Origin of the sequence: Xanthomonas sp. DAR 80977 (assembly GCF_041240605.1) — a bacterium.
Lineage (GTDB): Bacteria > Pseudomonadota > Gammaproteobacteria > Xanthomonadales > Xanthomonadaceae > Xanthomonas_A > Xanthomonas_A bundabergensis.
Map to the genome: position 1 here is coordinate 3,682,740 of NZ_CP162487.1, position 26,794 is coordinate 3,709,533.

A 26,794-nucleotide genomic window follows, 5' to 3' on the forward strand; every position below is an offset into this window, starting at 1 on the left:
GTGGCCTGCCCGCAAGGCCCGCCACTGCGGCGGCGCGCAGCGGTTACACTGGGCACCCCATCGCATACACGGCAGGCATCCACTTGGCAAAGCCCAACTACTCCTTCGAGAAACGTCAGCGCGAAATCGCCAAGAAGAAACAGCAGGACGAGAAGGACGCGCGCAAGCGCGAAGCGCGCGAGGCGGCCAAGGCCGCAGCGGACGCCGAAGCGAAGACGCCAGACAGCGGCACCTGAGCAGCGCCGGCGGAACCGGTCGCGTGCCGGCTCCCGCCAACGCCGCGGCTGCGCGTGTGGCCGGCCGCCAGCGCCTGACGGCCTGGCGCTGACCGCCAGCGGATGGCGCAGCGGCGCGATACGCTGCAGCTACGCCCAGCGCCGCCCGCTCGCCGGAGCGCCGCCTCGCGGACGCAAGCGCGTCGTCCATGCCGACGACGACGTGCGGAACCGATACCGCTTCCAGCTCTTCTCGGCCCACGCCGCGCACGAATCCTGCAGGCAGGCCGTGCGATCGGTCGTGCGGACCGGGCGGCGCGGACGCCGCCTCGGCACACGCAATGCTCAGCCGACCTTCTTGGCCAGCGTCGTGCCCAGCAGGAACAGCACCAGCGCGATGGCGATGCCGGCCCAGAACAGGAACTTGGCGATGCCCATGGCCGCGCCCGCGGCGCCGGTGAAGCCGAGCGCGCCGGCGATGAGTCCGATGATGGCGATGATGATGGCCCACTTGATCATGCTGCAGTCTTCCCGAATCGATGAGGGAGCGCTGCGCCAGACGGCGCAGCCGCACGGCCGCAGCGTGCGACCGTACGATGCGCATGCTAGTCAGCCCTCGATGCGGCGCATGTGAAGCGCGGCGGGCGTCATCGCGCCCTTGCGGTTCAGGCGACGCCGGCGTCCGGCGGCGTGGCGGCGGTGGGCGGCAGCGTCGCCGGGAACCATTCCGCGCGCGCCAGCCAGCCCTGCAGGAACTTGTCGTCGACTGGGCGTTCCTGCGCCAGCCGCTGGTAGTAATCGATCCGGCCCTGGCGATACAGCGCATACACCTGCGCCTGGTCGGCAGCCTGCAGCGCGGCCAGCGTGGCCGGCCCCATGTCCCCATCCGTGGCCAGGCCGGTGGCGCCCAACTGCAGCAGGATCCGCTGCAGCAGCACGACCGCTTCGGTGCCGGCGTTGACGTAGAAATCGAACAGGATCTCGGCCAGCGCCTGCGAGGCGATCTGGTCGCCGTCCAGCCTGTCCCAGTACGCCTGCTTGTAGATGGCACCGGCCTGCTCCGGGGTCAGCGCGCGCAGCGCCTCCAGCGTCGGCGCCTCGCCGAGCAAGGACTGCGCGTAGCGCTGGAACGTGGCCAGGGTGATGCCGAGGTTGGTGGCGCCGCCGGGATCGGCCGGATCGTCCACATAGCCCCCTTCGAACTTCAGCAACTGCGGCAGGTACAGATCGAACGATGCCATCGGCTTGACTCCTGGAATAGGACTGACGCCATGCAGTCTGGCACTGGGCCGGTCGCCACGCTGTGCCGCAGGGAACATCATCGCCACGCCGGGCGCGCACGCGCGCGCCGCGGCCGAGCGCTCATCCGGCCGCGGTTGCCGGCGCGGGCTGAGTGGGTGCCAAGCCCAGCAGCCGCTCGGAGGCGCGCGCGGCCAGTTCGAGATCGGCCCACGCCGGTTGCGGTTGCGCCGGCGGCACCTGGCTGAGCATCAGCCGCCGCGGATCCTCGTAGTCCGGAAAGGTGCCGGACCAGAACTGCGGCGAAAGCGGCAGCGCGTGTTGCAGCACGGTCTGCATGTTGACGATGGAGTGCCGCGACAGCAGATGCACGAACAGGGCGCCGCGCACGTCGTGGGCGGTACGGAACGCCTGCCCCACCGGCACGTAGCCGAACGTCGACGGCGGCAACGCTGGCACGTAGTCCCAGTAGTTGAAGCAGCGCGTGCTGTCCGCTGCGGCGATGTGCTGCGCATAGGCCTGGCCCCAACTGGCCTCGCCGACCATCGGGCTGCAGAAATTGATGTTGCAGGCGCGCAGGGTTGGCTGGCTGAGCGCAAGGTCCAGCGAGAACAGCTGGCTCAGCGCGCCGCCCAGGCTGTGCCCGGTGACGTACACCTGGCTCGGCGCGAAGTGCGCCAGCAGCGCGAACACCTGCTCGCGCATCGAGGCGCGCATGTTGCCGCCCTTGCCGTCGTAGATGCCGTAGAAGCCCGCCGACACCCGCGGCGTCGGCGCGACCGTGCCGGCGCTGGGCACGAAATCGGTGGTGGTGAAGTCCAGGTCCTCGTAGACGTCCAGATCCGAATCGGTGCCGCGGAACGCGAACAGGCAAGTGCCGGGGTCCGCGGTGGACTGGAACAACAGGCCATACACCTCTTCGCTGCCGCCGAACGGATCGCCGTCCCAGCCGGACCAGCGGGCGACCAGCCGGTAGTCGGACGGCGCCAGCACCGGCTTGCCCTCGAAGGCGGCATAGGCGGCGATGCTGGCCTGGGCCATCGCCAGCGTCAGCAGCGGATCCAGCGGGGCTTGCGTCGGGGGAATCGCACTCATTGTCGAGCGTCCTTTGCCGGAAGTGGAAGTTGCGGCCGTCACGCGGGGCATCCGCGGCAGCGTCAGCCGTACCGCTGGGCGGGCGCGCACAGACCGCGTGCACCTGGCGTCTAGTACCACTGGCGGGCCTCATGCGTTTTCGATCCAGATCCCATCGCCGCCGCGCGGCGACGCTTGTCTACTGCCGTCCGGGATTGGGGAGTCGGGATTGGGGAGTCGGGATTGGGGATTGGCAAGAGCGGCTTGCCTGGGGCGGATCCCTTTCCGCCCTTGCGGCCAAAACTCCTGGCCTGCCTAGTGCGCCATCCTCGCCATGCGGCGGCGCCCGCCGCCCCTACACGCTCCGTCAACGTCTCCGTCACGGTTCGCGCGCGCGCGGCGCGGCACAGTGGCCGCAGGCATTCACGCCCTATCGGAGATGCGCATGGCCAGCCCGCAGGAACTGGAAGAGAAATTCTGGAAAGCCCTCAAATCCGACCGCACGGTCATGCTCGGCCTGGATGGCGTGGAAGACGGCCATGCGCGGCCGATGACGGCGCAATTCGAAGGCGACCGCGGCGGCCCGATCTGGTTCTTCACCTCCAAGGACAATGCGCTGGTGCAGAAACTGACCCAGAGCCAGCGGGTCATCGCCGCGTTCAGCGCCAAGGACCACGACCTGTTCGCCAGCATCAGCGGCACGCTCAGCGTGGACAACGACCAGGCGGTGATCGAACGCCTGTGGAACGGCTTCATCGACGCCTGGTACGAGCAGGGCAAGGACGATCCCAAGCTGGCGCTGCTGCGCCTGGATCCGGACCACGCGCAGATCTGGCTCAACGGCTCCAGCCTGGTGGCCGGGATCAAGGTGCTGTTCGGCATCGACCCCAAGCGCGACTACCAGGACAAGGTGGCGGACGTGCCGCTGCGCTGAGCGGCAAGCACGCGTCCTGACAGGCCGCATCGCGCACGCTCCCGAGCCCTGTCACCTGTTCCTTTCCTGGTGTTCCCTTCCTCGCCGCCGGCACTGCCGCGGCGAGAACGGCGCTTCGCAAGCGTCGGGATGCCGAGCAGCGCTCGCTCGCGTCGCCGAGTGGGCCTGCCGTCCCCCGCACCAACCGCGACCTCGAGCGGCATCGCCCGGTGGGCAGGGTCGCACTGCGCGTCCATAATCTGCGCCAATATCCACAGCGCCAGCCAGGTCGTCGCGATGCCGCAGCCCTTGTCCGAAGAAGACCTGCAGACGGAGCACGAACGCGCCTACGCGAGTTTCGATGCAGGACAACTCGAACAGGCGGCGCAACACTTCGCCACGCTGCTCGCGCACGCGCCGGACGCACGCTATTACCACTACATGCAAGGGCTGGTGCACAAGTACCTGCTGGACTGGCCGCGGTCCCTGCACCACAACCTGCGCGCGCTGGCGCTCGCCGAAGACGCCGACGCATCCGCGCAGTGGAATGCCGGCATCGCGGCCACCGCCATCGGCGACTGGGCGCAGGCACGGGCGCAGTGGGCGGCCTGCGGCATCGGCGTTCCCGAAGGCGACGGGCCGATCGACGCGGATTTCGGTGTGGTCAGCGTGCGCCTGAACCCCTGGTCCAACGGCGAGACCCTGTTCGCCCGGCGCATCGACGTGGTCCGTGCGCGCCTGCTCAACGTGCCGCTGCCGGAAAGCGGCCACCGCTACGGCGATATCGTCCTGCACGACGGCGCCGCGACCGGGCGACGGGCGTTTCGCGACCGCACCGTGCCGGTCTTCAACGCCTTGGCACGGCTGCAGCCTTCGCCATTGCAGACGTTCACGGTGTTCGCGCATTGCCCCAGCCCCGACGATCGCGACGCGCTGCGGGACGCGCCCGCATCCGACGAGATCGCGTTGATCGAGGACTGGAGCGAAACCCTGGTCAACTATTGCCTGCGCTGCAGCTACGGCGCCGCCACCCATCCGCACCCCAACGCGCCGACCGGTACCTGGAAAAGCGATCGCGATTTCGGCGTCGCCGCCGCCCAGCGCAGTTCGCTGGATGCGTGGTTGCAGCACTGGCAGGCCGGCGCTGCGGGACGTCGCATCGATGCGGTGGAAATCCACGAAATCAGTCCGCCCGTGCGCCAGGATGGCATGGCCTGGTGGATCTCGCCGGACGACGCGGCCGACGACGGCAAGGCCGAGGATTCCTAGCGCATCGGCAAGCACGGCAACGCCGCCCAGGCGCTCAGCGCGCGGCGGCACCCAGCAAGGCCAGCGCCGCCTGGCAGCGGCCGATCCGCAGCGAACGTCCCAAGGAACTCGACGCGTGCGGCACAGCCTGCCTGTGTTGCTCGCCGAGCGCGTGTTGCATGCGCTCGGACAGCGCCCAGCCATGCGAGATCGCCTGCGCCACCCGCGCCGTCCAGTCCTGCAGCAACTCGGCCAGCATCCCGACATCCGGCACCAGTCCTGGCTGTTTCGCATAGGCATCGCGCACCACCTGCACCACGGCGACCGCTCCCAGTCCGTACAGCAGCGCCAGCAGCTGCGCCGCAGCGGGATCCTCGCGCTCGGCAGCCTCGGCATGGCGGGCCGTGGCCTTGGCCGACAGCAAGGTGTGCTCCCACAGCAGCGACGCGCAGCGGCCGAACACGCTGCCGTCGTCGGCGATGACCGGTTGCAGCAGCGCCGCCAGCACGATCTGGCGCAGGCCCTCGGTGCCGAGCAAGGCCACCGCCCGCTCCAGGTTCTCGATCGGCTCGGCCTGGCGGCGGTAGGCGCTGCTGTTGGCGATGCGCAGCAGGTTGCCGGCCAGGGCCGGATCCTGGCCGAGAATCGCGGCGATGGCCTGGGCGCCGGCAGCGGGATCGTTGATGGCGCGGGTCAGTTGCGGCAACAGCTGCGGGCGGCGCGGGGTGTAGCGCGGGTGCGCATCGATCCGCGCCAGCACCGCGACCGCCGCGGCGGCGATCTCGGCATGCGCAGCGCGCGACGCCGCGCTCGGTTCGGGTGCGGGCGCGTCGGCGAACGCCAGCGCGTACAGGCGCAGCAGCAGCGCGGCTTCCTGCTCGGGCGCGAGTTCGGCGGCAGCCGCGGCGGCGCCGGGATCGGTGTCCGCCGCGATCGCTGCGCCTGCGCCAGCCGCTTCGGCGGGGATGGCATCGTCCATGGACGCGGCGGCCCGGCGCGCGACGGCGATCGGCGCCACCGGTCCGCGCCGGCCTCCGCGCCGCCACAGCCAGCCACCGGCCCCCAGCAGCACGACGGCGACGCCTGCAATCCACATCGGCGGCACCATCATCGCCACCCGCGCAGTCGCCATGCGCCCTGCGCGGCCGGGCGCGCGGCCACGGCCGGGCGCGCCAGGACATTCAGGCATGGCGTGCCATTTCCCGCCCGAGCGAAGCCGCCCGCCTGCACACGGACAAGCAGCGACTGCGCAGCGCCGCGAACGCGCATGTTCACGGCGCCGGCGACGCGGCCGCGCGGTGGCCGTAGCTGAGCACCCGCGTCAGCTTCCAGCCGTCCTGGTCCTGGCGCCACACCATCACGAACTTGGCGATGCCCTCGCAACGCCCGCTGGCCAGTTCGCAGAAGCGGTGCTCGCCTTCCTCGATCGCGCCGAAGTCCTTGACCGGGTAGACCCGCAGCGTGCCGTCCACCAACTCGCGGCGGACCTTGCCGCAGATCCACTTGCGCGTGCTGTCCACGACGCTCTTGCGGTCCCAGGTGACGCCGCCGGTGTCGTGATAGAACTCCACGTCGGGCACGAACAGGTGCTCGAACGCCGCCAGGTCGCAACGGTTGTAGGCACCGAACAGGCGCTGGTCCAGCGCCGCGACCGTGTCGAACAGCGGCCCGGCCGTGCCCTCTTCGCTCGGCTCCGCCGCACGGGCCGTCGCCGCGCCCATCGCCAACAGCAGCAACGCTCCCCATGCCTTCATCCGCCGCTCCCGCGTTCGTCGATGCCCAACTATGAGCCTCTCCAGGCGGCGGCGGCAAGAGTGCCGGATGCGTGCGGGAGGCAGCGGGCGAGTCGGCACAAAGCGCTGGGCAGGCACGCTCACCGACCTCGCCACAGCCGGCATCGGCCATCGCCGGCGGCCTACATGTTGCGCCGGTACTCGCCGCCCACCTCGTACAGGGCATGGCTGATCTGGCCCAGGCTGTGGGTCTTCACCGCCTCCATCAGCGCGGCGAAGACGTTGCGGCGCTCGCGTGCGCTGCGTTGCAGGTAGCCCAGGCCAGGGCCTTCGCGCTGCGACACCAGAGCGCTTGCCTGCACCGATGCCGCGTCCAGGTCCGCGGCGGCCGGCGCGATGCCGTTGCGGCGCTGCTGCCAGTCGCGCACGTTGGCGATCTGCTGGCCCTTCTCCTCCTCGGTGGAACGGATCAGCTCGATCTGGGTCGCGGTCTCGCCGGCGTGCTGCTTGGGCAGGAAGGTGTTGACCCCGACCAGCGGCAGGCTGCCGTCGTGCTTCTTGTGCTCGTAGTACAGGCTCTCCTCCTGGATCTTGCCGCGCTGGTACATGGTATCCATCGCGCCGAGCACGCCGCCACGCTCGCTGATCGCCTCGAATTCCTTGTACACCGCCTCCTCCACCAGGTCGGTGAGCTGCTCGACGATGAAGCTGCCCTGCCACGGGTTCTCGCAGAAGTTCAGCCCCAGCTCCTTGTTGATGATCATCTGGATCGCCACCGCGCGGCGCACGCTCTCCTCGGTCGGGGTGGTGATCGCCTCGTCGTAGGCGTTGGTGTGCAGGCTGTTGCAGTTGTCGAACAGCGCGTACAGCGCCTGCAGCGTGGTGCGGATGTCGTTGAACTGGATCTCCTGCGCGTGCAGCGAACGGCCGGAGGTCTGGATGTGGTACTTCATCATCTGGCTGCGCTCGTTGCCGCCGTAGCGCTCGCGCATCGCCCGCGCCCAGATGCGCCGCGCCACGCGGCCGATCGCGGTGTATTCCGGATCCATGCCGTTGCTGAAGAAGAAACTCAGGTTCGGCGCGAAATCGTCGATGCGCATGCCGCGCGCCAGGTAGTACTCGACGATGGTGAAGCCGTTGCTCAGGGTGAAGGCGAGCTGGCTGATCGGGTTCGCGCCGGCCTCGGCGATGTGGTAGCCGGAGATCGACACCGAATAGAAATTGCGCACCTTGTGCTCGACGAAATACTGCTGGATGTCGCCCATCATGCGCAGCGCGAACTCGGTGCTGAAGATGCAGGTGTTCTGCGCCTGGTCCTCCTTGAGGATGTCGGCCTGCACCGTGCCGCGCACGCTGGACAGCGTGTCGGCCTTGATCAGCGCATAGGTCTGCGCATCCACCAGCTGGTCGCCGCTGACCCCGAGCAGGGCCAGGCCCAGGCCATCGTTGGTGGGCGGCAATTCGCCGTGATAGCGCGGACGCTGCCGGCCCTCGAACAACTGCGCCAGGGTCCGTTCGGCCTGCGCCCAGCGCTGCGCGTCGGCCTTGAGGTATTTCTCCACCTGCTGGTCGATGGCGGTGTTCATGAACATCGCCAGGATCATCGGCGCCGGGCCGTTGATGGTCATCGACACGCTGGTGCTCGGCGCGCACAGGTCGAAGCCGGAGTACAGCTTCTTCATGTCGTCCAGGGTGGGAATGTTGACCCCGGAATTGCCGATCTTGCCGTAGATGTCCGGGCGCGGCGCCGGGTCCTCGCCGTACAGGGTGACGCTGTCGAAGGCGGTGGACAGGCGCGCGGCCGGCTGGCCCACGCTCAGGTAGTGGAAGCGGCGATTGGTGCGCTCCGGCGTGCCTTCGCCGGCGAACATGCGGATCGGGTCCTCGCCGGCGCGGCGGTACGGATACACGCCGCCGGTGTAGGGATAGCTGCCGGGCAGGTTCTCCTTGCCGAGGAAGCGCAGCAGTTCGCCCCAGCTCCTGTAGCGCGGCGCGGCGATCTTCGGGATCGGCTGGTGGCTCAGCGACTGGCGGTAGTTCTCCACGCGGATCGCCTTGCCGCGCACTTCGTACTCGGTGACCTCGTCGGTGATCGACTTGAGCCGCTGCGGCCATTCGCGCAACAGCTTCAGCGACTCGCTGGACAAGGCCTGCAGCGCATCGTTGTAGCGCTGGCGCAGCAACAGCATGGTCGCATCGACCGCGGCGCCGGCCCCGGCCGCTGCGGCCGGCTGCAGGTCCTGCACCGCGTACAGCTCCAGTTGCTTCGGCAACCGCGGGTCGTCCAGCTCGTGCAGCGACTGCCAGAACGACTGCGCGCGGTCGGCGGCTTCGGCCTGGCGGTCGATGCCGGCGTTGAGCGCGCGGCCCTGTTCGGCGATCTCGGCCAGGTAGCGCACCCGCGCGCCGGGGATCAGCACGGTGGCGCGCGGCTCCTTCAGCGTGGTGTCCAGCTGCGGCCGGAAATCGCACTGCGCTGCGGCCTGCGCTCCCGCCGCGGGCGCCTCCAGGCCCAGCTTCTCGCGCAGCAGCCGGCACAGGTTGACGAACATCCAGCTGATGCCGGGATCGTTGAACTGGCTGGCGATGGTCGGATACACCGGCACCGCCGCGTCCTCCAGCTGGAAGGCCACGCGGTTGCGCCGCCATTGCTTGCGCACGTCGCGCAGCGCGTCCTCGGCGCCGCGCCGGTCGTACTTGTTCAGCACCACCAGCTCGGCGAAGTCGAGCATGTCGATCTTCTCCAGCTGGCTCGGCGCACCGTAGTCGCTGGTCATCACGTACACCGGGAAATCGACCAGGTCGACGATCTCCGAATCACTCTGGCCGATGCCGGCGGTCTCCACGATCACCAGGTCGTAGCCGATGCCCTTCAGGAACGCGATGCAATCCTTCAGCACGCGGTTGGTGGCCGCATGCTGGCGGCGCGTGGCCATCGAACGCATGTACACGCGCGGGCTGCGCAGGGCGTTCATGCGGATGCGGTCGCCGAGCAGCGCGCCTCCGGTGCGGCGCCGGCTCGGGTCCACCGACACCACCGCGATGCGCATCTGCGGGAAACCGGCCAGGAAGCGGTTGAGCAGTTCGTCGGTGACCGAGGACTTGCCGGCGCCGCCGGTGCCGGTCAGGCCGACGACCGGCGCTGCGCGCCGCTCGCGGGACTCGGGACCGGGGACTCGGGACTCGGCGGTGGCAGACAGGCCGGATTGCCACTGCTTGCGCAGCAGCGCCAGCTCCGCGTCGGAGAACGCGCCATCCTCGAGCGCCGACAGCACCCTGCCGATGCCGATCTCGTCGTCGATGTGCGGCAGCGAGGCGCCGGCTTGTCCCGGGTCCCGAGCCCCGGGCCCCGAGTCCCGCGAAGATTCCGAGTCCCGCGCGCGCCCAGCGCGCGCCACCACGTCCTCGATCATCTCCACCAGCCCCATCTTCATGCCGTCGTTGGGGTGGTAGATGCGCTCCACGCCGTAGGCCTGCAGCTCGGCGATCTCCTCCGGGGTGATGGTGCCGCCACCGCCGCCGAACACGCGCACATGGCCGGCGCCGCGTTCGCGCAGCATGTCCACCATGTACTTGAAGTACTCGACGTGGCCGCCCTGGTAGGACGACAGCGCGATCGCATCGGCGTCTTCCTGCAGCGCCGCGCGCACCACGTCCTCGACGCTGCGGTTGTGGCCGAGATGGATCACCTCCGCGCCCTGCGCCTGGATCAGCCGGCGCATGATGTTGATCGCCGCGTCGTGGCCGTCGAACAGGCTGGCAGCGGTGACGAAGCGCAGCGGGCTGGTGTCGGCCTGCGGCAACGGAACGCGGGACGCGGGAATGCTCATCGGGAAGACATCGGCATCGGCAAAGGAATGCAGCGATTCTAGGCGCCCCGCGCAGCGCGGGCAGGTTGCGCTGCAACATGCGGCGGCGATCGCGCTGGCGCCGGACAGGCCGCAAGACGCCACTGCGGACGCCAGCTATCCGCGACATGAATGCGGCCGCGCGGCGCGTCAACAGCGGCGATGCCTGCCGCGTTTGCGTTGGCGTCGGCAGCCCGCCGATGTCCCTGGAGAATCGCATGTCCATTCGTCCCTTGTTGCTGGCCTCCCTGCTCGGCAGCGCGCTCGCCGGCGGCCTGCTGGCCGCGCCCGCGCAGGCGCGCCCGGTGCTGGAGCTGTCGGTGCAGACCGCACCGCCGCCGCCGCGCTTCGAACGCGTGGTGGTGCGGCCTGGCTACGTGTGGGCGCCCGGCTACTGGCATTGGAACGGGCGCCGCCATGTCTGGATCGGCGGCCGCTACGTGCGCGAACGCCCCGGCTATGTCTACGTCGGCCCGCGTTGGGAGCATCGCGGCCCCGCCTACCGCTTCCACGACGGCTATTGGGTGCGCCGCTAGGCCGCGGCCCGGCGGCGCACACGAGCGGCCGGCGCCGCCGCGATGTTGCGCGGCGACGTGACCGCCGTCGTCGCGCTTTGCGATAGTGGGCGAACCGCGGCATCGCGCCGGTCGCAGAGAGAACGCATGTCCAGGCCTCCGCTGTCGCGCCCGTCCTTGCCGCTGTCGCCGCGGCATGCCGTGCGCGGCCCGGCGCACGCGCCAGGCCGCCGGTTCCTGGCCCAGGTCCAGCGCCTGCCGCGCGCGGGCCGCTAGCGATGCCGTCGCGGCTACCGCCGGGCACCTATGCGATCGCCATCACCGTGGTGGCGGTGGCGATCGCCAGCGTGGCCGCCTGGCGCGAACGGCCCACCGACGCGGCCTCGCGCCGCGACCTCGGCGAGGCCATCGGCGACACCGCGAACGCGGTCGCGGCGCGCAAACCTGAGGTCCTCGCCACCGCGAGCGGCCAACCGAGCGCGCCCGCCGACGCCCCGCACGGCGGCGAACCCCGCTTCGACCGGCATGGCCAGGTGCTGCCGGACCCGGACTTGCGGCGCTACCTGGACCGTTACCTGGCTGGCCAGGATGCGCAGCCGCTGGCGACCCGGCGGCAACGCCTGCAGCGCGACCTCGCCGCCACCATGCCCGCCGCACGGGCGCAGCAGATCCTGGTGTGGTTCGACCGCTACGCCGCCTATCTGCAGGCCGAGGCCGGCTCGGCGCAGACGGCCGACCCGCAACGGCAGGCGCAGCGCACGCAGGCGCTGCGCGACCGCCTGCTCGGAGCGCAGGCGGCCACGGCCTTGTTCGCCGACCAGCCCGCCGCGCACTGAACCGCCGCGCGTCCACTCCACCCGCGGCACGTCCGCGCCGCGTCGCCCCCCCTGCACCCATGCCTGGCAGACCCGCGCGCCCTGCCCCGGCCGCGTCGACACAACGAGCCAGGAAGCGGCCGCGAACCCCGTCGCCGACACCGGCCGCCACATCATGCGGATGGCGGCTGCGCGGTGCCTGGCGTCGGCGATCGCGTGCCCGAACACCCCGGCGCGCGTCGCAAGCGGTACCGAGATGCCCGCGCCGCCTGGGTCGGCGGCGTCGCCCAGAAGGCTGCGCGGGGCGCGGACAATTGCTTTAAAATGCGCCTATCGCGACGATCAGGACCCGTTCCGGAACCCGTCGCGTTTTTCGTTTTGCGCACCCTCACTAGGCAAGTTCCTGGAACCAAGGTGTCCTACACCTGCAACGCCAGCGGAGCCCCCATGCTTTTCGAAACGCTAGCCACCACCGGCCACGAACAAGTCGTCTTCTGCCACAACCGCGACGTGGGCCTGCAGGCGATCATCGCCATCCACAACACCGTGCTCGGCCCCGCATTGGGCGGCGTGCGCATGCGCCCCTACGCCAACACCGAGGCCGCGCTGCACGACGCGCTGCGGCTCAGCCGCACGATGACCTACAAGAACGCGCTGGCCGGGCTGAACATCGGCGGCGGCAAGGCGGTGATCATCGGCGACCCCAAGGCCGACAAGTCCGAGGCGCTGTTCCGCGCGTTCGGCCGCTACGTGGATTCGCTGGGCGGGCGCTACATCACCGCCGAGGACGTGGGCACCGACGTCAACGACATGGAGCAGATCTACCTGGAGACCGAATACGTCACCGGCGTGCACCAGGTGCATGGCGGCTCCGGCGATCCGGCTCCGTTCACCGCCTACGGCGCGCTGCAGGCGCTGATGGCCTCGCTGCAGCGCAAGCTCGGCCACGAGGAGATCGGCAAGGCCAGCATCGCCGTGCAGGGCCTCGGTCACATCGGCATGGAACTGGTGAAACTGCTGAAGGAACGCGGCGCCAAGCTGTACGTCACCGACCTGGACCCGGCGCTGGTCGAGCGCGCGGTCGCCGAATACGGCGCCGAGGCGGTCAAGCCGGACGAGATCTACGACGTAGCCGCCGACGTGCTGGCGCCGTGCGCGCTGGAGAGCGCGATCGACGAAGCCACGCTGCCGCGGCTGAAGGCGAAGATCATCTGCGGCACCGCCAACAACCAGCTGGCCAGCGCCGCGGTCGGCGAGGAACTGCATCGCCGCGGCATCCTCTACGCCCCGGACTACGCGGTCAACGCCGGCGGAGTGATGAACGTGTCGCTGGAGATCGACGGCTACAACCGCGAACGCGCGATGCGCCTGATCCGCAGCCTGTACCACAACCTGGGCAAGATCTTCGACCTGTCCGAGCGCGACAACATCCCGCCGCAGCAGGCCGCCGACCGCATCGCCGAAGCGCGCATGCACGCCATCGGCAAGCTCAAGCTGCCGCTGGGCCGCACCGCACCGCGCTCGATGGGGCATCTGCGCGGCGAGTGAGCCACGCGCCTCTTCGGACGACGCCGCGACAAAGGTAAAGAGCAGGTTCTATCGGCACCGACATGCCGACGCGTCGGGACTGAAGTCCCTCCCACAAAAAGCCGGCACGCGTCGCCGGCCCCGAATGTTCCTGTGGGAGCGACTTCAGTCGCGACAGGCGAAGCCGGAAACCTGAACTCCGCCTCAGCGCGTCGGAACCGAAGTCTCCTCCTGCAACACACGCTTCGGCGCCACCGCCCGCATCAAAACCCCAACCGGTATCGCAGCGACAGCGCATGATCGTCGCCGCGCGGGCCGAAGCGCTGGTCGTAGCCGAGGCCCAGCGCACTGGCTCCCCAGCGCCGGTCCAGGCTCATCCCGAACAGCCCGCCCGAACGCGCCGGCTGCAGATCGACCAGCGGCGCCCACGCGTCCACGCCGACGAAGCTGGCCTGGCGCTGCAGGCCCTGCGCGGCCAGGGTCTGCTGCCATTCGGCATAGCCCTGCAGCGACCAGCCCTGCCGGCCGTAGCCGGCGCGCACACCGGCCAGGGCCTGGCTACGCGAGGAAGACGCCGCATCGGCCATCAGTCCGAAACCGTCGCCGCCCTGCTCGCGGAAGCCGTCGCTGTCGATGCGGCTGTAGTCGGCGCCGGCGTACGGGGTCAGCCACGCCTTGCCGCGCCCGAACCGGTAGCCGACCTCCACGCTGCTGGACAGGAAGCGCCCGGCGTAGCGGCTGGACGCGTCGGCGACGCTGTCGCCGAGCAACAGGCTGCGGTCGAGCTGGCGCCGGTATTGCCCGGTGCCCAGCTGCGCCAGCGCATAGGCATTGCCGGCGACCGCACCGAGATAGGCCTGGCCCTGCACCTGGCGATCGCGGCTGTGATCCAGGGCGCCGTCGCCGCCACCGTCGGCGCGGGTCTCGCCGAAGGCGAAGCCGGCCACGGCGTGCTCGCCCAGGCGCAGGTCCTGGCCCATCATCCAGCCGTCGAGCTGGAACTGGCTGCCGGCAAAACTGCCCTGCCCGGTATCGCCCAGGCGCTGGCTCCACGCACCGATCGCGCGCGGTTGCGCGATCAGGCTGTCGAAGCGGCCGGACAGCGCGCGCCGCTGCAAATCGATGCTGTCGAAGGTCATCGCCGTGGCCGCCGCATGCGCTTCGCCGGACAGGCTGCGCAGCGTCGCCGACGCCGCTGCCGCGCTGGGCGACTGCTGCACCGCGCCGGCCGCCTTCAGCAGCGACGCATCGACCGTCGCCGGATCCCGGTTCAGTTGCGCGTCCAGTTGCGCGAACGCCGCGTCCACGCGCGTGGCCGAGGCGAGCGTGGCGGCGGTGATGTTGCCGAAGCTCGCCGCGGCCGCGGTGACGCTGAGCGCCTGCACGGTGATCGAGGCGCTGGTGCCGTCGTAGACGAGCGAGGACGTCAGGAACACGTTCGACGGCGTGGTCACCGAGGCGAACGTGCCGCTCAGCCCGCCGCTGGTTTCGAGCACCTTGTACGCGGTGTTGTTGACCACGTAGTCGCGCTTGCCGAGCACGTACAGCGAGCCGCCCTGCAGCGTCGCGGTGCCGGTCACCGAGAGCTTGTCGCCGACCAGCAAGGCCAGCCGGCCGTTGCTGTCCTGCACGTAGTTGCCGCTCAGGCTCAGCGTCGCGGTCCCGACCTGGAAGGTGCCGGAGTTGCTGACGTTGCCGCGCAGCGGGCCGGTACCGATGAAGGTGGCGCCGTTGCTGATGGTCACGTTGGAGCCGCCCAGGCTGGCCGCGCTGAGCGTGCCGGCCTGCACCCGGGTATCGCCGCTGTAGCTGTTCTGGGTGCCGCTCAGGGTCAGGGTGCCGCTGCCCTGCTTGATCAGCCCGCCGCTGCCGGCGATGTCGTTTGCCCAGGTCGAGCTGCCGCTGAAGGACACGCTGACGTCGCCCCAGTCGAACCTGGCCGGTCCCTGCACCGCCTTGCCGACATTGAGCAGGCCATAGCCGAAGGTGGCATCCACGCCGGGCGTGCCCAGGTCGGTGGCGGTGCCGAGCAGGGTCTGCCGCAGCAGGTCGTTGCTGAAGTAGGGGAACGCCTGCCACACCAGCGCGGCCGCGCCGGACACCAGCGGCGCGGCGTAGGAGGTGCCGCTGCCGTAGTAGTAGTCCGGGTTGGCGGTGGCGGTGGTCGCCTTGGGATCGACGAACACCTCCGTGCCCGGCGCGACCAGGCAGTAGTGCATGGCCACGCCGCAGGCGTTGGAATACGACTCCAGCTTGCTGCCGGTGCTCGCATCCACCGCGGCCACCACCAGCCAGCCGCGCTCCAGGTCCGCCGCCGGATGCGTGCCGCCGGGGCCGAGTTGGCTGGGCAGCGAGGCGATGTCCGACGGATCGGCCTTGGCTTCGTTGCCGGCGGCGAACACCACCAGCCCGCCATTGCCCAGCACGAACGGACGGTATTCGTCGGCGATCGCGTTGGTCGCGGTCGGGTCGGTCCAGTAGATGCCGCCCCAGGAATTGTTCATCACCTTGACCCCGGCGTTGATCAGGTCCTGGTGGACCGAGGCCAGGCCCAGCGCGCCGCTGGTCTGGTTGCCCTCGCCGCTGCCGTCGTCGTCCGGCGAGGTGTCGCTGATGATGCGCGCCGACACGATCTGCGCGCCGGGCGCGATACCGCCTGGCCATGCGCCCACCGCCTTGCCCGCGGCCAGCTGCGCGACCGTGGTGCCATGGCCGTCGACATCGTCGACGTTGACGTTGTTCTTGGCCGGATCGACGTAGATCAGGTTGGACACCACGCGCCCGGCCAGCGCCGGGTGGTTGCGGCTCACGCCGGTGTCGACCACGCCGATGCGGTAGCCGCTGCCGTCGTAGCCGGCGTTGTGCGCGGCCAGCGTGTTGGTCAGCGCCAGGTGCGCGTCGAACGCCGGCTGCGGCGGTGGCGGCGAGGTCGGCGGGGAGGTCGGTGGCGAAGTCGGCGGCGGCGGCGGCGGAGGTGATGTCGGCGGCGGCGAGGTCGGTGGCGGATCGCTGCGGGTCAGCCCGCCGCCGCCCCCGCCGCCGCACGAGGTCAACGCCACCGCCAGTGCGGTCGCCAGCAGCGACCGGGCCATCAACTTCCGCATGATCTCTCTCCAGATATGCACGCCGGCCAGTTCGGCCGGCAACGTTGCGTTAGCGGCCGCAAACGGGCGGCCTGAATCGGCATGAATCTACACCGGAATCCGCATCGAAAATCCACGCCGCCACGATCCCGCTGCGGCGCCGCGATTGGCAGAAGCCGCCCCGAGGCAGATAATCGGCGACTAATCTTTCGTAAGGGTTTGCCATGACCGAGATCGTCATCGCCGCGGCCAAGCGCACCGCCATCGGCGCCTTCCTGGGCCAGTTCAACGGCGTGCCCACGCCGGAACTCGGCGCCGCCGCCATCCGCGCCGCGCTGGAGCAGTCCGGCATCCCCGCCGCCGACGTGTCGGAAGTGATCATGGGCTGCGTGCTGCCGGCCAACCTCGGCCAGGCGCCGGCGCGCCAGGCCGCGCGCGCGGCCGGCGTGCCCGACGCCACCGGCGCCACCACCGTCAACAAGGTCTGCGGTTCGGGCATGAAGGCGATCATGTTCGGCCACGACCTGATCAAGGCCGGCTCGGCCAGCATCGTCGTCGCCGGCGGCATGGAATCGATGAGCAACGCGCCGCACCTGCTGCCCAACTCGCGCACCGGCAACCGCTACGGCAACTTCCAGGCGGTGGACCACATGGCCTGGGATGGCCTGACCAATCCCGACGACGGCCAGGCCATGGGCGTGTTCGGCGAGGCCACCGCCGAGAAGTTCGGCTTCAGCCGCCAGGACCAGGACGCGTATGCGATCGAGTCGGTGACCCGTGCGCAGGCCGCGCAGCGCGACGGCGCCTTCGACGCGGAGATCGTGCCGGTGCGCGTGGCCACCCGCAAGGGCGAGGCGGTGTTCGCCAGCGACGAACAGCCGGGCAAGTCCGACATCGCCAAGATCCCCACGCTGAAGCCGGCGTTCAAGAAGGACGGCACGCTCACCGCCGCCAGTTCCTCCAGCATCTCCGACGGCGCCGCCGCCACCGTGCTGCTCAGCGCCGACGACGCCGCCCGCCGCGGCATCGCGCCGCTGGCGCGGATCGTCGGCCACGCGACCTTCTCGCAGGCCCCGGAATGGTTCACCACCGCCCCGGTCGGCGCGATCAAGAAGTTGCTGGAACAGGTCGGCTGGAGCCTGGACCAGGTCGACCTGTTCGAAATCAACGAAGCGTTCGCGGTGGTGCCGATGGTGCCGATCAAGGAGCTGGGTCTGGACCCGGCCAAGGTCAACGTCAACGGCGGCGCCTGCGCGCTCGGCCATCCCATCGGCGCATCCGGCGCGCGGCTGGTGGTGACATTGCTAAACGCGTTGCGCACGCGCGGCGGACGCCGCGGAATCGCGACCCTGTGCATCGGTGGCGGAGAGGCGACGGCGATCGCCATCGAATTGATTTGATTGGGATTAACCCATAAAACACAAAAATGAATGCGCGTGCGCTTGACAGCCGACTTTGGCTTGTCATCATGTTGAGGGCGCGCAATAGCGCGTTGCCTAACTAAACGACGAGGATAGACACACATGAGCATCAACAAGCTGCTGATCGCAATGGCCCTGGGCCTGGCCCTGGCCGCGTGCTCGAAGCAGGAGCAGGCGCAGGACGCCGCTGCTTCGGCTAACGAAGCCGCCACCGACGCGCAGGCTGCTGCCGACCAGGCTTCGGCCGCCGGTGCCGCCACCGCCGATTCCGCCCAGGCTGCTGCCGACACGGCCGCTACCGCCGCCAACACCGCTGCCGACGCTTCGGCCGCTGCCGCCGCTGCCCCGACCGATGCCGCTGCCGACAAGGCTGCCGACACCGCCAAGGCTGCTGACGACACCGCCGACAAGGCCAAGGACGCTGCCGAAGAAGCCAAGAAGTAATCACTTCTCGCTTCAGGCACGTCTGAAGAAGCCGCTGGTTCGCCAGCGGCTTTTTCTTTGCCTGCGATTCGGGTCACGCCCGTCGCGTCGGCCGGTCGCGCCAGCCGCACCGCGCGCTGCGTGCGGCATTCGGCCGACGCTATGATGGCCGTCGCCTGCCTGCCGGCGGCCGCCATTCCCCCACCGTTTCCTTTCGCAACGGACCTGCCACGCGATGATCGTCGGTATCGACCTCGGCACCACGCATTCCCTGATCGGCGCCTATTCCGAGCAGGGCAGCCGCCTGTTTCCCAATGCGCTCGGCGAGTTGCTGACCCCGTCGGTGGTGAGCGTCGACGACAGCGGCATCCTGGTCGGACAGGCCGCGCGCGAGCGCCTGGTCAGCCATCCGCAGCGCAGCGTGGCGGCATTCAAGCGCTGGATGGGCAGCGACCGCGAGACCGTGCTGGGCGCGCATCGCTTCCGCCCGGAAGAATTGTCGGCGATCGTGCTGCGCGCATTGCTGGCCGATGCCGAGGCCGCGCTCGGCGAGAAGGTGCGCGAAGCGGTGATCAGCGTGCCGGCGTATTTTTCCGATGCGCAGCGCAAGGCCACCCGCGCCGCCGGCGAACTGGCCGGGATCCGCGTCGAACGGCTGATCAACGAGCCCACCGCGGCCGCCCTCGCCTACGGCCTGCAGGAACGCGAGGGCCATGGCCGCTTCCTGGTGCTGGACCTGGGCGGCGGCACCTTCGACGTGTCGATCCTGGAGATGTTCGAAGGCGTCATCGAGGTCCACGCCAGCGCCGGCGACAACTTCCTCGGCGGCGAGGATTTCCTGGAACTGCTGCTGCAGGCGTTCCTGGACGACCACGCGCTCGCGCCGCAGGCGCTGAGCGTGCAGGAAAGCGGGCAGTTGCGGCGGCGGCTGGAAGCGGCCAAGCGCGCGCTGTCCAGCGCCCAGGAAGCGACGGTGCAGATCAACGTGGCGGGCCAGGCCTTGCACTGGACGCTGCACGAGGAACGCTTCAACCGCCTGGCCGAACCGCTGCTGCAACGCATGCGCGCGCCGCTGGAACGGGCGATGCGCGATGCGCGGCTGCAGCCGGCGCAACTGGACGAGATCGTGCTGGTCGGCGGCGCCACGCGCATGCCGCTGGTCGCCCGGCTGGTCACGCGCATGTTCGGGCGGCTGCCGATGCGCCACATCAACCCCGACCAGGCAGTGGCGCTGGGCGCGGCGGTGGCGGCCGGGATGAAGGCTCGCGACGCCGCGCTGGAGGAAGTGATCCTCACCGACGTGTGCCCGTACACGCTCGGCACCGAGGTCGCCTCGCACGACGCGCAAGGCCAGCTGCGCACCGGCCTGTTCCATCCGATCATCCAGCGCAACAGCACCGTGCCGATCAGCCGCGAGGACGACTTCTACCCGGTCCACGACGAGCAGGAACACCTGGTGATCGACGTCTACCAGGGCGAGAGCCCGCTGGTGGCCAAGAACATCAAGCTCGGCGAGCTGCGGATGACGCTGCCCAGGCACCTGCCCAGGGCCGAGAAAGGCGTCACCGCGCGCTTCACCTACGACAACAACGGCCTGCTGCAGGTGGAAGTGACCGAGCATCACGGCGGCCGCAAGCACGAACTGATCCTGGAGCAGAACCCCGGCCTGCTCGACGCCGAGCAGATCCGCGCACGGCTGGCCGCATTGCAGGCGCTGAAGATCCATCCGCGCGACCAGCAGGACAACCTGAGCCTGCTCGCGCGCGCCGAACGCATGTACGAGGAATACCTGGACCTGCGCGAGCAGATCCAGGCCTGGATCGTCGCCTTCCGCGGCGCGCTCGACACCCAGGACCTGCGCCTGATCGACGACCACCGCCAGCGCCTCGGCGAGGCCCTGGACGCACTGGAGCGGCGCGCTTGAACTGGGCGTTGCGGTGGCTGCAGCTGCCGCCGGACGCCGACGCCAACGCGATCAAGCGCAGCTACGCCAAGCTGCTGCGCCAGCATCGCCCGGATACCGACCCGGAAGGCTTCCAGCAACTGCACGCGGCCTACCAGGCGGCGCTGGCCTGGGCGCAGGCGCGCGATGCGGCATCCGGCGAGGAAGAGGACGAAGACGAGGATCGCGTCCCGGGGGACGCGGCGAGCAGCGGCGATGGCGTTGGCGCCAACGATGACATTGGCTGCGGCAATCACGGCGACGACGGTGATGAGGCATGCCCGAATCCGACGACGGCGCCCGCCACGCACAGCGATTCCCTCGATGGCCAGCAACTCGATGGCCACCAGCGCCACCCGCAAACCGACGGCCGCGCCCCGCCCCTGGCCGGGCGGCAACAGCCGCCACCATCACCGCACCCCAGCGCCGCGCCGCACGCGTTCGACCCCGACGCGCTGTGCGACGAACTCCTCGCCCTGGCCACGCGCGCCGAGCCGCAAGCGCTGCAGCAGTGGCTGGAACGCCAACCGGCGCTATGGTCGCTGCGCGACAAGACCCAGGTCGGCTGGCTGCTGTGCCGCCGCTTGCAACAGCGGGTACCGCCGATCCACAACGACAGTTTCGCCGTCCTGCTCGGCTTCTTCGGCCTGGACGACATCGCCGCCGGCAGCGCCGCGCAGAGCTTGCCGCTGCTGCAGGAACGCCTGCACCTGGTCTGGGAAGTGCAGCCGGAAAACGCCGAGGCGCTGGCCCGGCGGGTCTATCCCACCAGCGCCGACCAATACCGGGTGCCCGCGCTGATGCGCCAGCTGACGCGTCCGTTCGCGTTGCCGCAGGCGCTCTGGGCCAGCCTGCTGCCGGGACGGCCGCTGGCCTTGCGGCGCCTGCTGCTGCGCCTGGACCAGGGCCGTCTGGACACGCTGCCGGCACCGGTGGATCGGCAGCAGGTCGGCTTCTGGATGAGCGCCACCGACGCCGGCTACCTGACCCGCGCGCGGCTGCAGGTCGGCCTGGCGCGTTGCGCCGCGGGTGCGCTGCTGCTGACGGTCGTGCTGTCGCTGCTGGCCGCGCTCAGCGTCCTGTCGCCGGAGCCGCTGTCGATGTCCTATGCGGCCTCGCGCAGCGGCATGGGCGCGCTGGCGATCGCGGCGCTGTGGGCGGCGTGGCTGCTCGCCGGCACGCTGCTGCGCTGGCAGAGCGAACCGGAGTCGGACACGCGCTCGCCGGCGCCGCACTGGCTACGCTGGTCGTGCGTTCCGCTGCTGGCGGGCATCGGCCTGGGCGTGAGCGAGATCCGCGGGCAGTCCCTGGTCGGCGGCGTCATCGCCACCATCGCGCTGCTGTTGTCGATGGTGCGGCTATGGCGGCGAAGCGGGCGGCCCTACCGCCCGAACAGCACCGTTCTTTGGCTGGCCTTCCTGACTCCCAGCCTGGCCCAGTCGCTCCCTGTCCCGCTCGGCGCGGCACTGGCGCTGGGCCTGTGGGCATGGGACCTGCTGCGCCACCGCCGGCTGCGCTGGCGGCGTTCCTGAACGCGAGCCGGCGGCGCGCGTCGGCATTGACGCCGGCTGCATGCGCGCCCGCCTAGGCTGCGCCGCATCACCCAGCAACGGAGAACGCGCATGAACAAGACCCCGATCGTGGCAGTGGCACTGCTGGGCGCCCTGGCGCTGGCCGCCTGCCAAGGCCCGGAAGCGCAACAGGCGCAACGCGACGCCAAGGTCGCCGCCGAGCAGACCGGCGAAGCGGCCAAGGAAGCCGCCGACCAGGCCGCGCAGACCGGCCGCGAAGTCGCCGCCGACGCCCGCGACGCCGCGCACCGCGCCGCCAACTCCGAGGCCGTGCAGGATGCCTCGGCCGCCGCCAAGGAAGCGGCGGCCGACGCCACCGAGGCGACCGCCAGCGCGGCGCAGAAGCTCGCCGACAAGGCCCGCGAGAACGCCAACGAAGACCCGCACAACGGCGACAAAGAAACGCATTGAACGCAGCCCGCCGCACCCGCGCAACGCGCGGGATGCGGCGGGTGGCGTGGCGCCGCGGCGTACTGCGCCACCACGCTGCCGCCACAGCAACAGCGGCCCCGCGCTGGCGTCGCAAGCTCGCCGAGCCATGGCGTGACCTGCGACTCTCTTTGCGTGCGCCGCGTCGGCCGAGCCGGTCCCTGGTTACAATCCGCGCATGTCGACGTTCCATCGCGTGCGGATCAGAACCCGCCTAGCGCTTCTGTTCTCGGCCCTGGTCTTCGTCCTGATCGGGTTCGGCGTGTTCACCGGTGCGCAGCGTTCGATTTCCGATGCGGCGCGCGTGGCCCATACCCACCAGGTGCTGCGCAGCATCGACGAAGTGCAGTCGACCCTGCTGCAGGCCGAAACCTCGGCGCGCGGCTACGAACTGACCGGCAACCAGGCCTACCTGAGCAACTACCGCGACAGCGCCGAACGCGTGCCGCGGCACCTGGCGCAAGTGCGTGCCCTGGTCGCCGACAACCCGGTGCAGGTGGCCAACGTGGACGTCCTGCGGCGGCTGGTGCAGGCGCGGCTGGCGCAGATGCAGCAGATGCTCGAGATCTACCAGCGCGACGGACTGCAGGCGCTGCAGCAGGCGATGGCGCCGAGCGTGTTCAAGGACTCCAGCGCGATCCGCGATCACGTGCAGCAGATGATCGAACTGGAGCAACAGCTGCTGCAGAGCCGCGACCGCTCCAACCAGCGCAGTTCCGATCTGCTGCTGGCCCTGGCCCTGGCCGGCATCCCGTTCGGCCTGGGCAGCGTGTGCGTGGTCTACGCGCTGCTGTTCCGCGAATTGCGCAACCGCAGCAGCGCCGAGCAGGCCGCCTCGATCGCCAACGACAAGCTGGCCGCCAGCGTGCAGGACCTGGAGCGCACCAGCGCCGACCTCAATGCGCTCAGCCGCTACACCGGCCTGCTGCAGAGCTGCGTGGACCCCAAGGAAGCGCTGGCGGTGACCGCGCGCATGCTCGCCGCGCTGATGCCCGACGCCGGCGGCAGCGTGTACCTGTTGCGTGCGTCCAGGGACCGCGCCGAGTCCATCGTCGCCTGGGGCCAGGCGCCTGTGCGCAGCGAACCGACCGTGGCGCCGGAGGAGTGCTGGGCATTGCGCCGCGACAAGGCGCATTTCGTGCACGCGCTGCGCCACGACTCCGCGTGCGCGCATCTGCTCGACGATCCGCAGGCCATCGGCGCCAGCAGCGCCTGCATTCCGCTGTCGGCGCAGGGCACGCAGCTGGGCTTCGTGTTCCTGGCCGGCCCCGGTCCCGGGCCGCTGGCGCGCATCGGCATCGCCGAGGCCGCGGCCGAACAGCTGTCGCTGGCGCTGAGCAACCTGCGCCTGCGCGAATCGCTGCGCCTGCAATCGATCCGCGATCCGCTCACCGGCCTGTTCAACCGCCGCTATCTGGAGGAGTCGCTGAACCACGAACTGGCGCGCTGCGCCCGCCGTGCGGTGCCGCTGTCGCTGCTGATGCTGGACGTGGACCACTTCAAGCACTTCAACGACCTGCATGGCCACGGCGGCGGCGACAGCCTGCTCGCCGCGGTCGGGCAGATGCTCGCCTCGCGGCTGCGCGGCGAGGACATCGCCTGCCGCTACGGCGGCGAGGAATTCACCGTGATCCTGCCGGAGACCGGCGCCGAGGCGGCGCTGGCGATCGCCGAGCAGCTGCGCGGCGCCGCGCAGCAGATCAGCACCACGCTGGACGGCAAGGCGCTGCCGGGGGTGACGCTCTCGATCGGGCTGGCCAGCTACTCGCGCGACGGCGTGGTCGCCACCACCCTGCTGCGCAAGGCCGATGCGGCGCTGTACCGGGCCAAGCGCAGCGGCCGCAACCAGGTGCAGCAGTTCGATCCGGCGCTGGACGGGATGGGTTGAGGCGATCGGCGCGATGGGGCCGGCGCGCCGTGCCTGTGCTGGACATCTGCCGCCCCGGTGCCCGCACACGGCCATGCCGCTGCCCGATCGTGCCGCGGGCCCTGGACCCGATCGCGGCGTACGAAGCGCGCTTTAGCGATGGTTGTCACAAAATCGAAGCGGTAGAGCGGCGATAGTCGGGATTCCCCCGACTGGAGACGTCTTCGCATGTCCATCTGGAAAGATCAGGGTACCCCGCGCAAGGACGGCCTGCCGCTGCCCGGCACGCCCGCGGCCGCTGCCGTGCCCGAACCGCGTCCGGCCGCCGACCCGGCGATCGGCGAGTCCGCCGCAGCGGTCGCCGCCGCCGCCCCCACCCCCGTGCGCGCCGCACCGCCGGCGGCGAAGGAGTCGCTGATCGCTGCCGACATCACCATCGAGGGCAAGATCGAAGGCGCCGGCCATATCCGCATCGCCGGCAAGTTCAAGGGCGACGTCAACGTGCAGGGCGACCTGACCATCGAGACCGGAGCCAAGCTCAGCGGCGGCGTGCGCGCCAACAAGGTGATCATCGCCGGCGAGCTGGAAGGCAATATCGAATCGGCCTCGCAGGTGGAGTTGCTGGCGTCCGGCGCGTTGATCGGCGACGTCAAGGCCGGTTCGCTGACCGTGGCCTCCGGCGCGCGGATGCGCGGCCAGGCCGACTTCGGCTGGGAAGACGACAAGGGCCGCAAGGGCGGCAAGGCCACGGAGCCCGACGCCGGCGCATGAGCACGCCGCGTCCCGGCACCCCGGGGGCGACCCGGACCTGCCCGCACTGCAAGGCGACGATCCTGGAGAGCGCCAGCGTCTGCCCTGCCTGCAAGCACCACCTGCGCTTCGACTCGGCGGTGCTGCAGCAATCGGCGCCGACCGCGACGGTGCCGCTGCGCGTGCAGGGCACCATCCAGCATCCCGCCGACGGCACCGCGTGGGAATACACGGTGGTGGTGACGATCCGCAACGGCCGCGGCGAGGAGATCAAGCGCCAGCTGGTCGGCGTCGGCGCGATGCAGGACGGCGAGGAGCGCAGCTTCACCCTGTCGGTGGAAGCGACCCAGGCCAAGGGCGGCGGCAAGCGCGGGACGCGGCATTGAGACGGGGACTCGGGACTCGGGACTCGCGAATAGCCTAGCCCCTCTCCCACCGGGAGAGGGGTTGGGGTGAGGGTACGGCGCGCAGCCATGCCGCACGCTTACGGCAAGGCATGCGCCAGCAGTTCCTCCACCGGCACATCCCCCTCCAGCGTCCCGAACGCCAGCCCGTGCGCGCCGGCCAGACGACTGCGCACGAACGCCTCGGCAGCGGGACTGGCGCTGCACAGCAGCAGCGCGGCCTGCAGGGCCAGCGCGATGCGTTCGGCGATGCGCCGCGCGGCGTATTCGTCCACCTCGCCGTTGCCGGCCAGCGGCGCGCGCAGCGCGTCCAGCGCCTTGTCGTAGTCCGGGTCGCTGCCGGCCGCGGTTTCCAGCTCGGCCAGCAACGCCGCCGCGCTGGCCGGCTCGCGCGTCAGCGCACGCAGCACGTCCAGGCACTGGATGTTGCCGCTGCCTTCCCAGATCGAATTCAACGGCGCCTGCCGGTACAGCCGCGGCAGGATCGATTCCTCGACATAGCCGGCACCGCCGAGGCATTCCTGCGCTTCGTTGACGAAGGCCGCTGCGCGCTTGCACAGCCAGTACTTGCCCAGCGCGGTGGCGATGCGCGCGAACGCGGCTTCGGCCGGATCGCGCTCGGCCGCATCCACCGCGCGCGCCACGCGCATGGCGAACGCGGTGGCGGCCTCGGACTCGAGCGCCAGGTCGGCGAGCACGTTGCGCATCAGCGGCTGCTCGACCAGGCGCTTGCCGAACGCGAGGCGGTGCCGCGCGTGATGCAGCGCCTGCGCCAGCGCCATGCGCATCTGCGCGGCGGCGGCGAGCATGCAGTCCAGCCGGGTCAGCATCACCATGCCGATGATGCGCGCCACGCCGCGCCCTTCCTCGCCGATGCGCTGCGCCCAGGCGCCGGCGAACTCCACCTCGCTGGACGCGTTCGACCAGTCGCCGAGCTTGTCCTTCAGCCGCATCAGGCGCAGCGCGTTGAGCCGGCCGTCGGGCAGGCGCCGCGGCAGCAGGAAACAGCTCAGCCCGCCCGGCGCCTGCGCCAGCACCAGGAAGCCGTCGGACATCGGCGCGGAGAAGAACCACTTGTGCCCGACCAAGGCGTACTCGCCCTCGCCGCCCAGCGGCGTGGCGACGGTGGCGTTGCTGCGCACGTCCGAGCCGCCCTGCTTCTCGGTCATGCCCATGCCCAGGGTGATGCCGGCCTTGTCGGCGATCGGCACGTCGCGCGGGTCGTAGTGCGGCGCGGCGGCCTTGTCCGCCCAGTCGCGCAGCGCCGGTTCCTGGCGCAGCACCGCGACCGCGGCATGGGTCATGGTCAGCGGACAACTGGTGCCGGCCTCGGCCTGGTGGTGCAGGTAGCTCAGCGCCGCCCGCGCCACATGCGCGCCCGGCTGCGGCGTGTGCCAGGACAGGCCGGCCACGCCGTGCGTCTTCGCCGCCGCCAGCAACTGGTGATAGGCCGGATGGAAGTCGACCGTGTCGATGCGCTGCCCATAGCGATCGTGCGTGCGCAGCCGCGGCCGGTCGCGGTTGGCGTCGAAGCCGAGCCGGTACAGCGTGTCGCCGGCCAGCGCGCCGTACGTCGCCAGCTGCGCGGCGAACGCGTCGCCGCCTTCGCGCGCGACCGCGGCGCGCAGCACCGCATCGTCGGCCCACAGGTCGCGCGGCTCGAACGGCGGCGGCTGGTTGTCGACCACGTGCGTGGCGAAGGCGGGCAGTTCGGTTTGCATGCATCTCCCTCCCAGAAGCGCTTGCCGCATTGTGGCCGATCCGCGCGCGCGGTGAA

General features: G+C 70.5%; 22 protein-coding genes. 14 read left to right on the plus strand and 8 right to left on the minus strand.

Going from position 1 to position 26,794, the window contains the following annotated elements:
• Positions 1-83 precede the first annotated feature (83 nt).
• Complete coding sequence (locus tag AB3X10_RS15535) at positions 84-236, plus strand: hypothetical protein (RefSeq protein WP_179563714.1); 153 nt, start codon at positions 84-86, stop codon at positions 234-236.
• Positions 237-560: 324 nt separating this feature from the next.
• On the opposite strand, the gene AB3X10_RS15540 is transcribed toward AB3X10_RS15535, so the two are convergent.
• The 3 genes from AB3X10_RS15540 to AB3X10_RS15550 form a co-directional block, all read right to left on the minus strand.
• On the minus strand, positions 561-734 hold the full coding sequence (locus AB3X10_RS15540; protein WP_369976131.1) for a DUF1328 family protein: 174 nt from the start codon (positions 732-734) through the stop codon (positions 561-563).
• A gap of 146 nt (positions 735-880) precedes the next feature.
• The gene (locus AB3X10_RS15545) at positions 881-1,456 is read right to left on the minus strand and encodes a glycoside hydrolase family 108 protein (RefSeq protein ID WP_369976132.1); all 576 of its coding nucleotides are present in this window, start codon (positions 1,454-1,456) and stop codon (positions 881-883) included.
• Between the two features lie 121 nt (positions 1,457-1,577).
• Positions 1,578-2,549 carry a lipase family protein gene (locus tag AB3X10_RS15550; RefSeq protein WP_369976134.1) on the minus strand — a complete coding sequence of 324 codons (972 nt, stop codon included), beginning with the start codon at positions 2,547-2,549 and terminating at the stop codon, positions 1,578-1,580.
• Positions 2,550-2,973: 424 nt separating this feature from the next.
• Between AB3X10_RS15550 and AB3X10_RS15555 the strand changes: the two genes are divergently transcribed.
• Entirely contained in the window at positions 2,974-3,462 is a 489-nt protein-coding gene (locus AB3X10_RS15555; protein ID WP_179563712.1) for a pyridoxamine 5'-phosphate oxidase family protein, read from the plus strand.
• A gap of 159 nt (positions 3,463-3,621) precedes the next feature.
• Positions 3,622-4,710, plus strand: a complete 1,089-nt coding sequence (locus AB3X10_RS15560) for a hypothetical protein (RefSeq protein ID WP_369976136.1) — start codon at positions 3,622-3,624, stop codon at positions 4,708-4,710.
• Between the two features lie 34 nt (positions 4,711-4,744).
• Here AB3X10_RS15560 and AB3X10_RS15565 read toward each other — a convergent pair whose 3' ends face one another.
• From AB3X10_RS15565 to AB3X10_RS15575, 3 genes are all read right to left on the minus strand, one after another.
• On the minus strand, positions 4,745-5,668 hold the full coding sequence (locus tag AB3X10_RS15565; protein ID WP_369976137.1) for an HDOD domain-containing protein: 924 nt from the start codon (positions 5,666-5,668) through the stop codon (positions 4,745-4,747).
• A gap of 292 nt (positions 5,669-5,960) precedes the next feature.
• Entirely contained in the window at positions 5,961-6,443 is a 483-nt protein-coding gene (locus AB3X10_RS15570; protein WP_369976138.1) for a nuclear transport factor 2 family protein, read from the minus strand.
• Positions 6,444-6,604: 161 nt separating this feature from the next.
• Positions 6,605-10,252 carry a methylmalonyl-CoA mutase family protein gene (locus tag AB3X10_RS15575; protein WP_369976140.1) on the minus strand — a complete coding sequence of 1,216 codons (3,648 nt, stop codon included), beginning with the start codon at positions 10,250-10,252 and terminating at the stop codon, positions 6,605-6,607.
• A gap of 236 nt (positions 10,253-10,488) precedes the next feature.
• On the opposite strand from AB3X10_RS15575, the gene AB3X10_RS15580 reads away from it, so the two are divergent.
• The 3 genes from AB3X10_RS15580 to AB3X10_RS15590 all read left to right on the plus strand — a co-directional run bounded on the left by AB3X10_RS15580 (position 10,489) and on the right by AB3X10_RS15590 (position 13,148).
• Entirely contained in the window at positions 10,489-10,806 is a 318-nt protein-coding gene (locus AB3X10_RS15580) for a hypothetical protein (protein ID WP_369976142.1), read from the plus strand.
• A gap of 257 nt (positions 10,807-11,063) precedes the next feature.
• Positions 11,064-11,621: a hypothetical protein gene (locus tag AB3X10_RS15585; protein WP_369976144.1), complete on the plus strand. Its 558-nt coding sequence runs from the start codon at positions 11,064-11,066 to the stop codon at positions 11,619-11,621.
• Positions 11,622-12,047: 426 nt separating this feature from the next.
• Positions 12,048-13,148 (plus strand): Glu/Leu/Phe/Val dehydrogenase dimerization domain-containing protein, encoded by a 1,101-nt coding sequence (locus tag AB3X10_RS15590; RefSeq protein WP_369976146.1) that lies wholly within the window; start codon positions 12,048-12,050, stop codon positions 13,146-13,148.
• Between the two features lie 242 nt (positions 13,149-13,390).
• On the opposite strand, the gene AB3X10_RS15595 is transcribed toward AB3X10_RS15590, so the two are convergent.
• Positions 13,391-16,234: a S8 family serine peptidase gene (locus tag AB3X10_RS15595; protein ID WP_369981854.1), complete on the minus strand. Its 2,844-nt coding sequence runs from the start codon at positions 16,232-16,234 to the stop codon at positions 13,391-13,393.
• 200 nt (positions 16,235-16,434) lie between these two features.
• On the opposite strand from AB3X10_RS15595, the gene AB3X10_RS15600 reads away from it, so the two are divergent.
• From AB3X10_RS15600 to AB3X10_RS15635, 8 genes are all read left to right on the plus strand, one after another.
• Entirely contained in the window at positions 16,435-17,610 is a 1,176-nt protein-coding gene (locus AB3X10_RS15600; RefSeq protein WP_369976148.1) for a thiolase family protein, read from the plus strand.
• Positions 17,611-17,733: 123 nt separating this feature from the next.
• Positions 17,734-18,075, plus strand: coding sequence for a hypothetical protein (locus tag AB3X10_RS15605; RefSeq protein WP_179563703.1), 342 nt, complete (start codon positions 17,734-17,736; stop codon positions 18,073-18,075).
• A 214-nt stretch (positions 18,076-18,289) separates the two neighbouring features.
• Positions 18,290-19,978 carry an Hsp70 family protein gene (locus AB3X10_RS15610; RefSeq protein WP_369976150.1) on the plus strand — a complete coding sequence of 563 codons (1,689 nt, stop codon included), beginning with the start codon at positions 18,290-18,292 and terminating at the stop codon, positions 19,976-19,978.
• On the plus strand, positions 19,975-21,528 hold the full coding sequence (locus AB3X10_RS15615) for a J domain-containing protein (protein WP_369976152.1): 1,554 nt from the start codon (positions 19,975-19,977) through the stop codon (positions 21,526-21,528). The genes AB3X10_RS15610 and AB3X10_RS15615 overlap by 4 nt, the downstream gene beginning before the upstream one ends.
• Before the next feature lie 90 nt (positions 21,529-21,618).
• Complete coding sequence (locus tag AB3X10_RS15620) at positions 21,619-21,978, plus strand: hypothetical protein (protein WP_145701055.1); 360 nt, start codon at positions 21,619-21,621, stop codon at positions 21,976-21,978.
• A gap of 196 nt (positions 21,979-22,174) precedes the next feature.
• A complete protein-coding gene (locus AB3X10_RS15625) occupies positions 22,175-23,884 on the plus strand; it encodes a diguanylate cyclase (protein ID WP_369976154.1) in 1,710 nt (569 codons plus the stop codon).
• A 207-nt stretch (positions 23,885-24,091) separates the two neighbouring features.
• A complete protein-coding gene (locus AB3X10_RS15630; RefSeq protein WP_369976155.1) occupies positions 24,092-24,634 on the plus strand; it encodes a bactofilin family protein in 543 nt (180 codons plus the stop codon).
• Positions 24,631-24,999 carry a hypothetical protein gene (locus tag AB3X10_RS15635; RefSeq protein ID WP_369976156.1) on the plus strand — a complete coding sequence of 123 codons (369 nt, stop codon included), beginning with the start codon at positions 24,631-24,633 and terminating at the stop codon, positions 24,997-24,999. Before AB3X10_RS15630 ends, AB3X10_RS15635 begins: the two co-directional genes overlap by 4 nt.
• 98 nt (positions 25,000-25,097) lie before the next feature.
• Here AB3X10_RS15635 and AB3X10_RS15640 read toward each other — a convergent pair whose 3' ends face one another.
• Positions 25,098-26,753: an acyl-CoA dehydrogenase family protein gene (locus tag AB3X10_RS15640; protein ID WP_369981856.1), complete on the minus strand. Its 1,656-nt coding sequence runs from the start codon at positions 26,751-26,753 to the stop codon at positions 25,098-25,100.
• Positions 26,754-26,794: the final 41 nt, after the last annotated feature.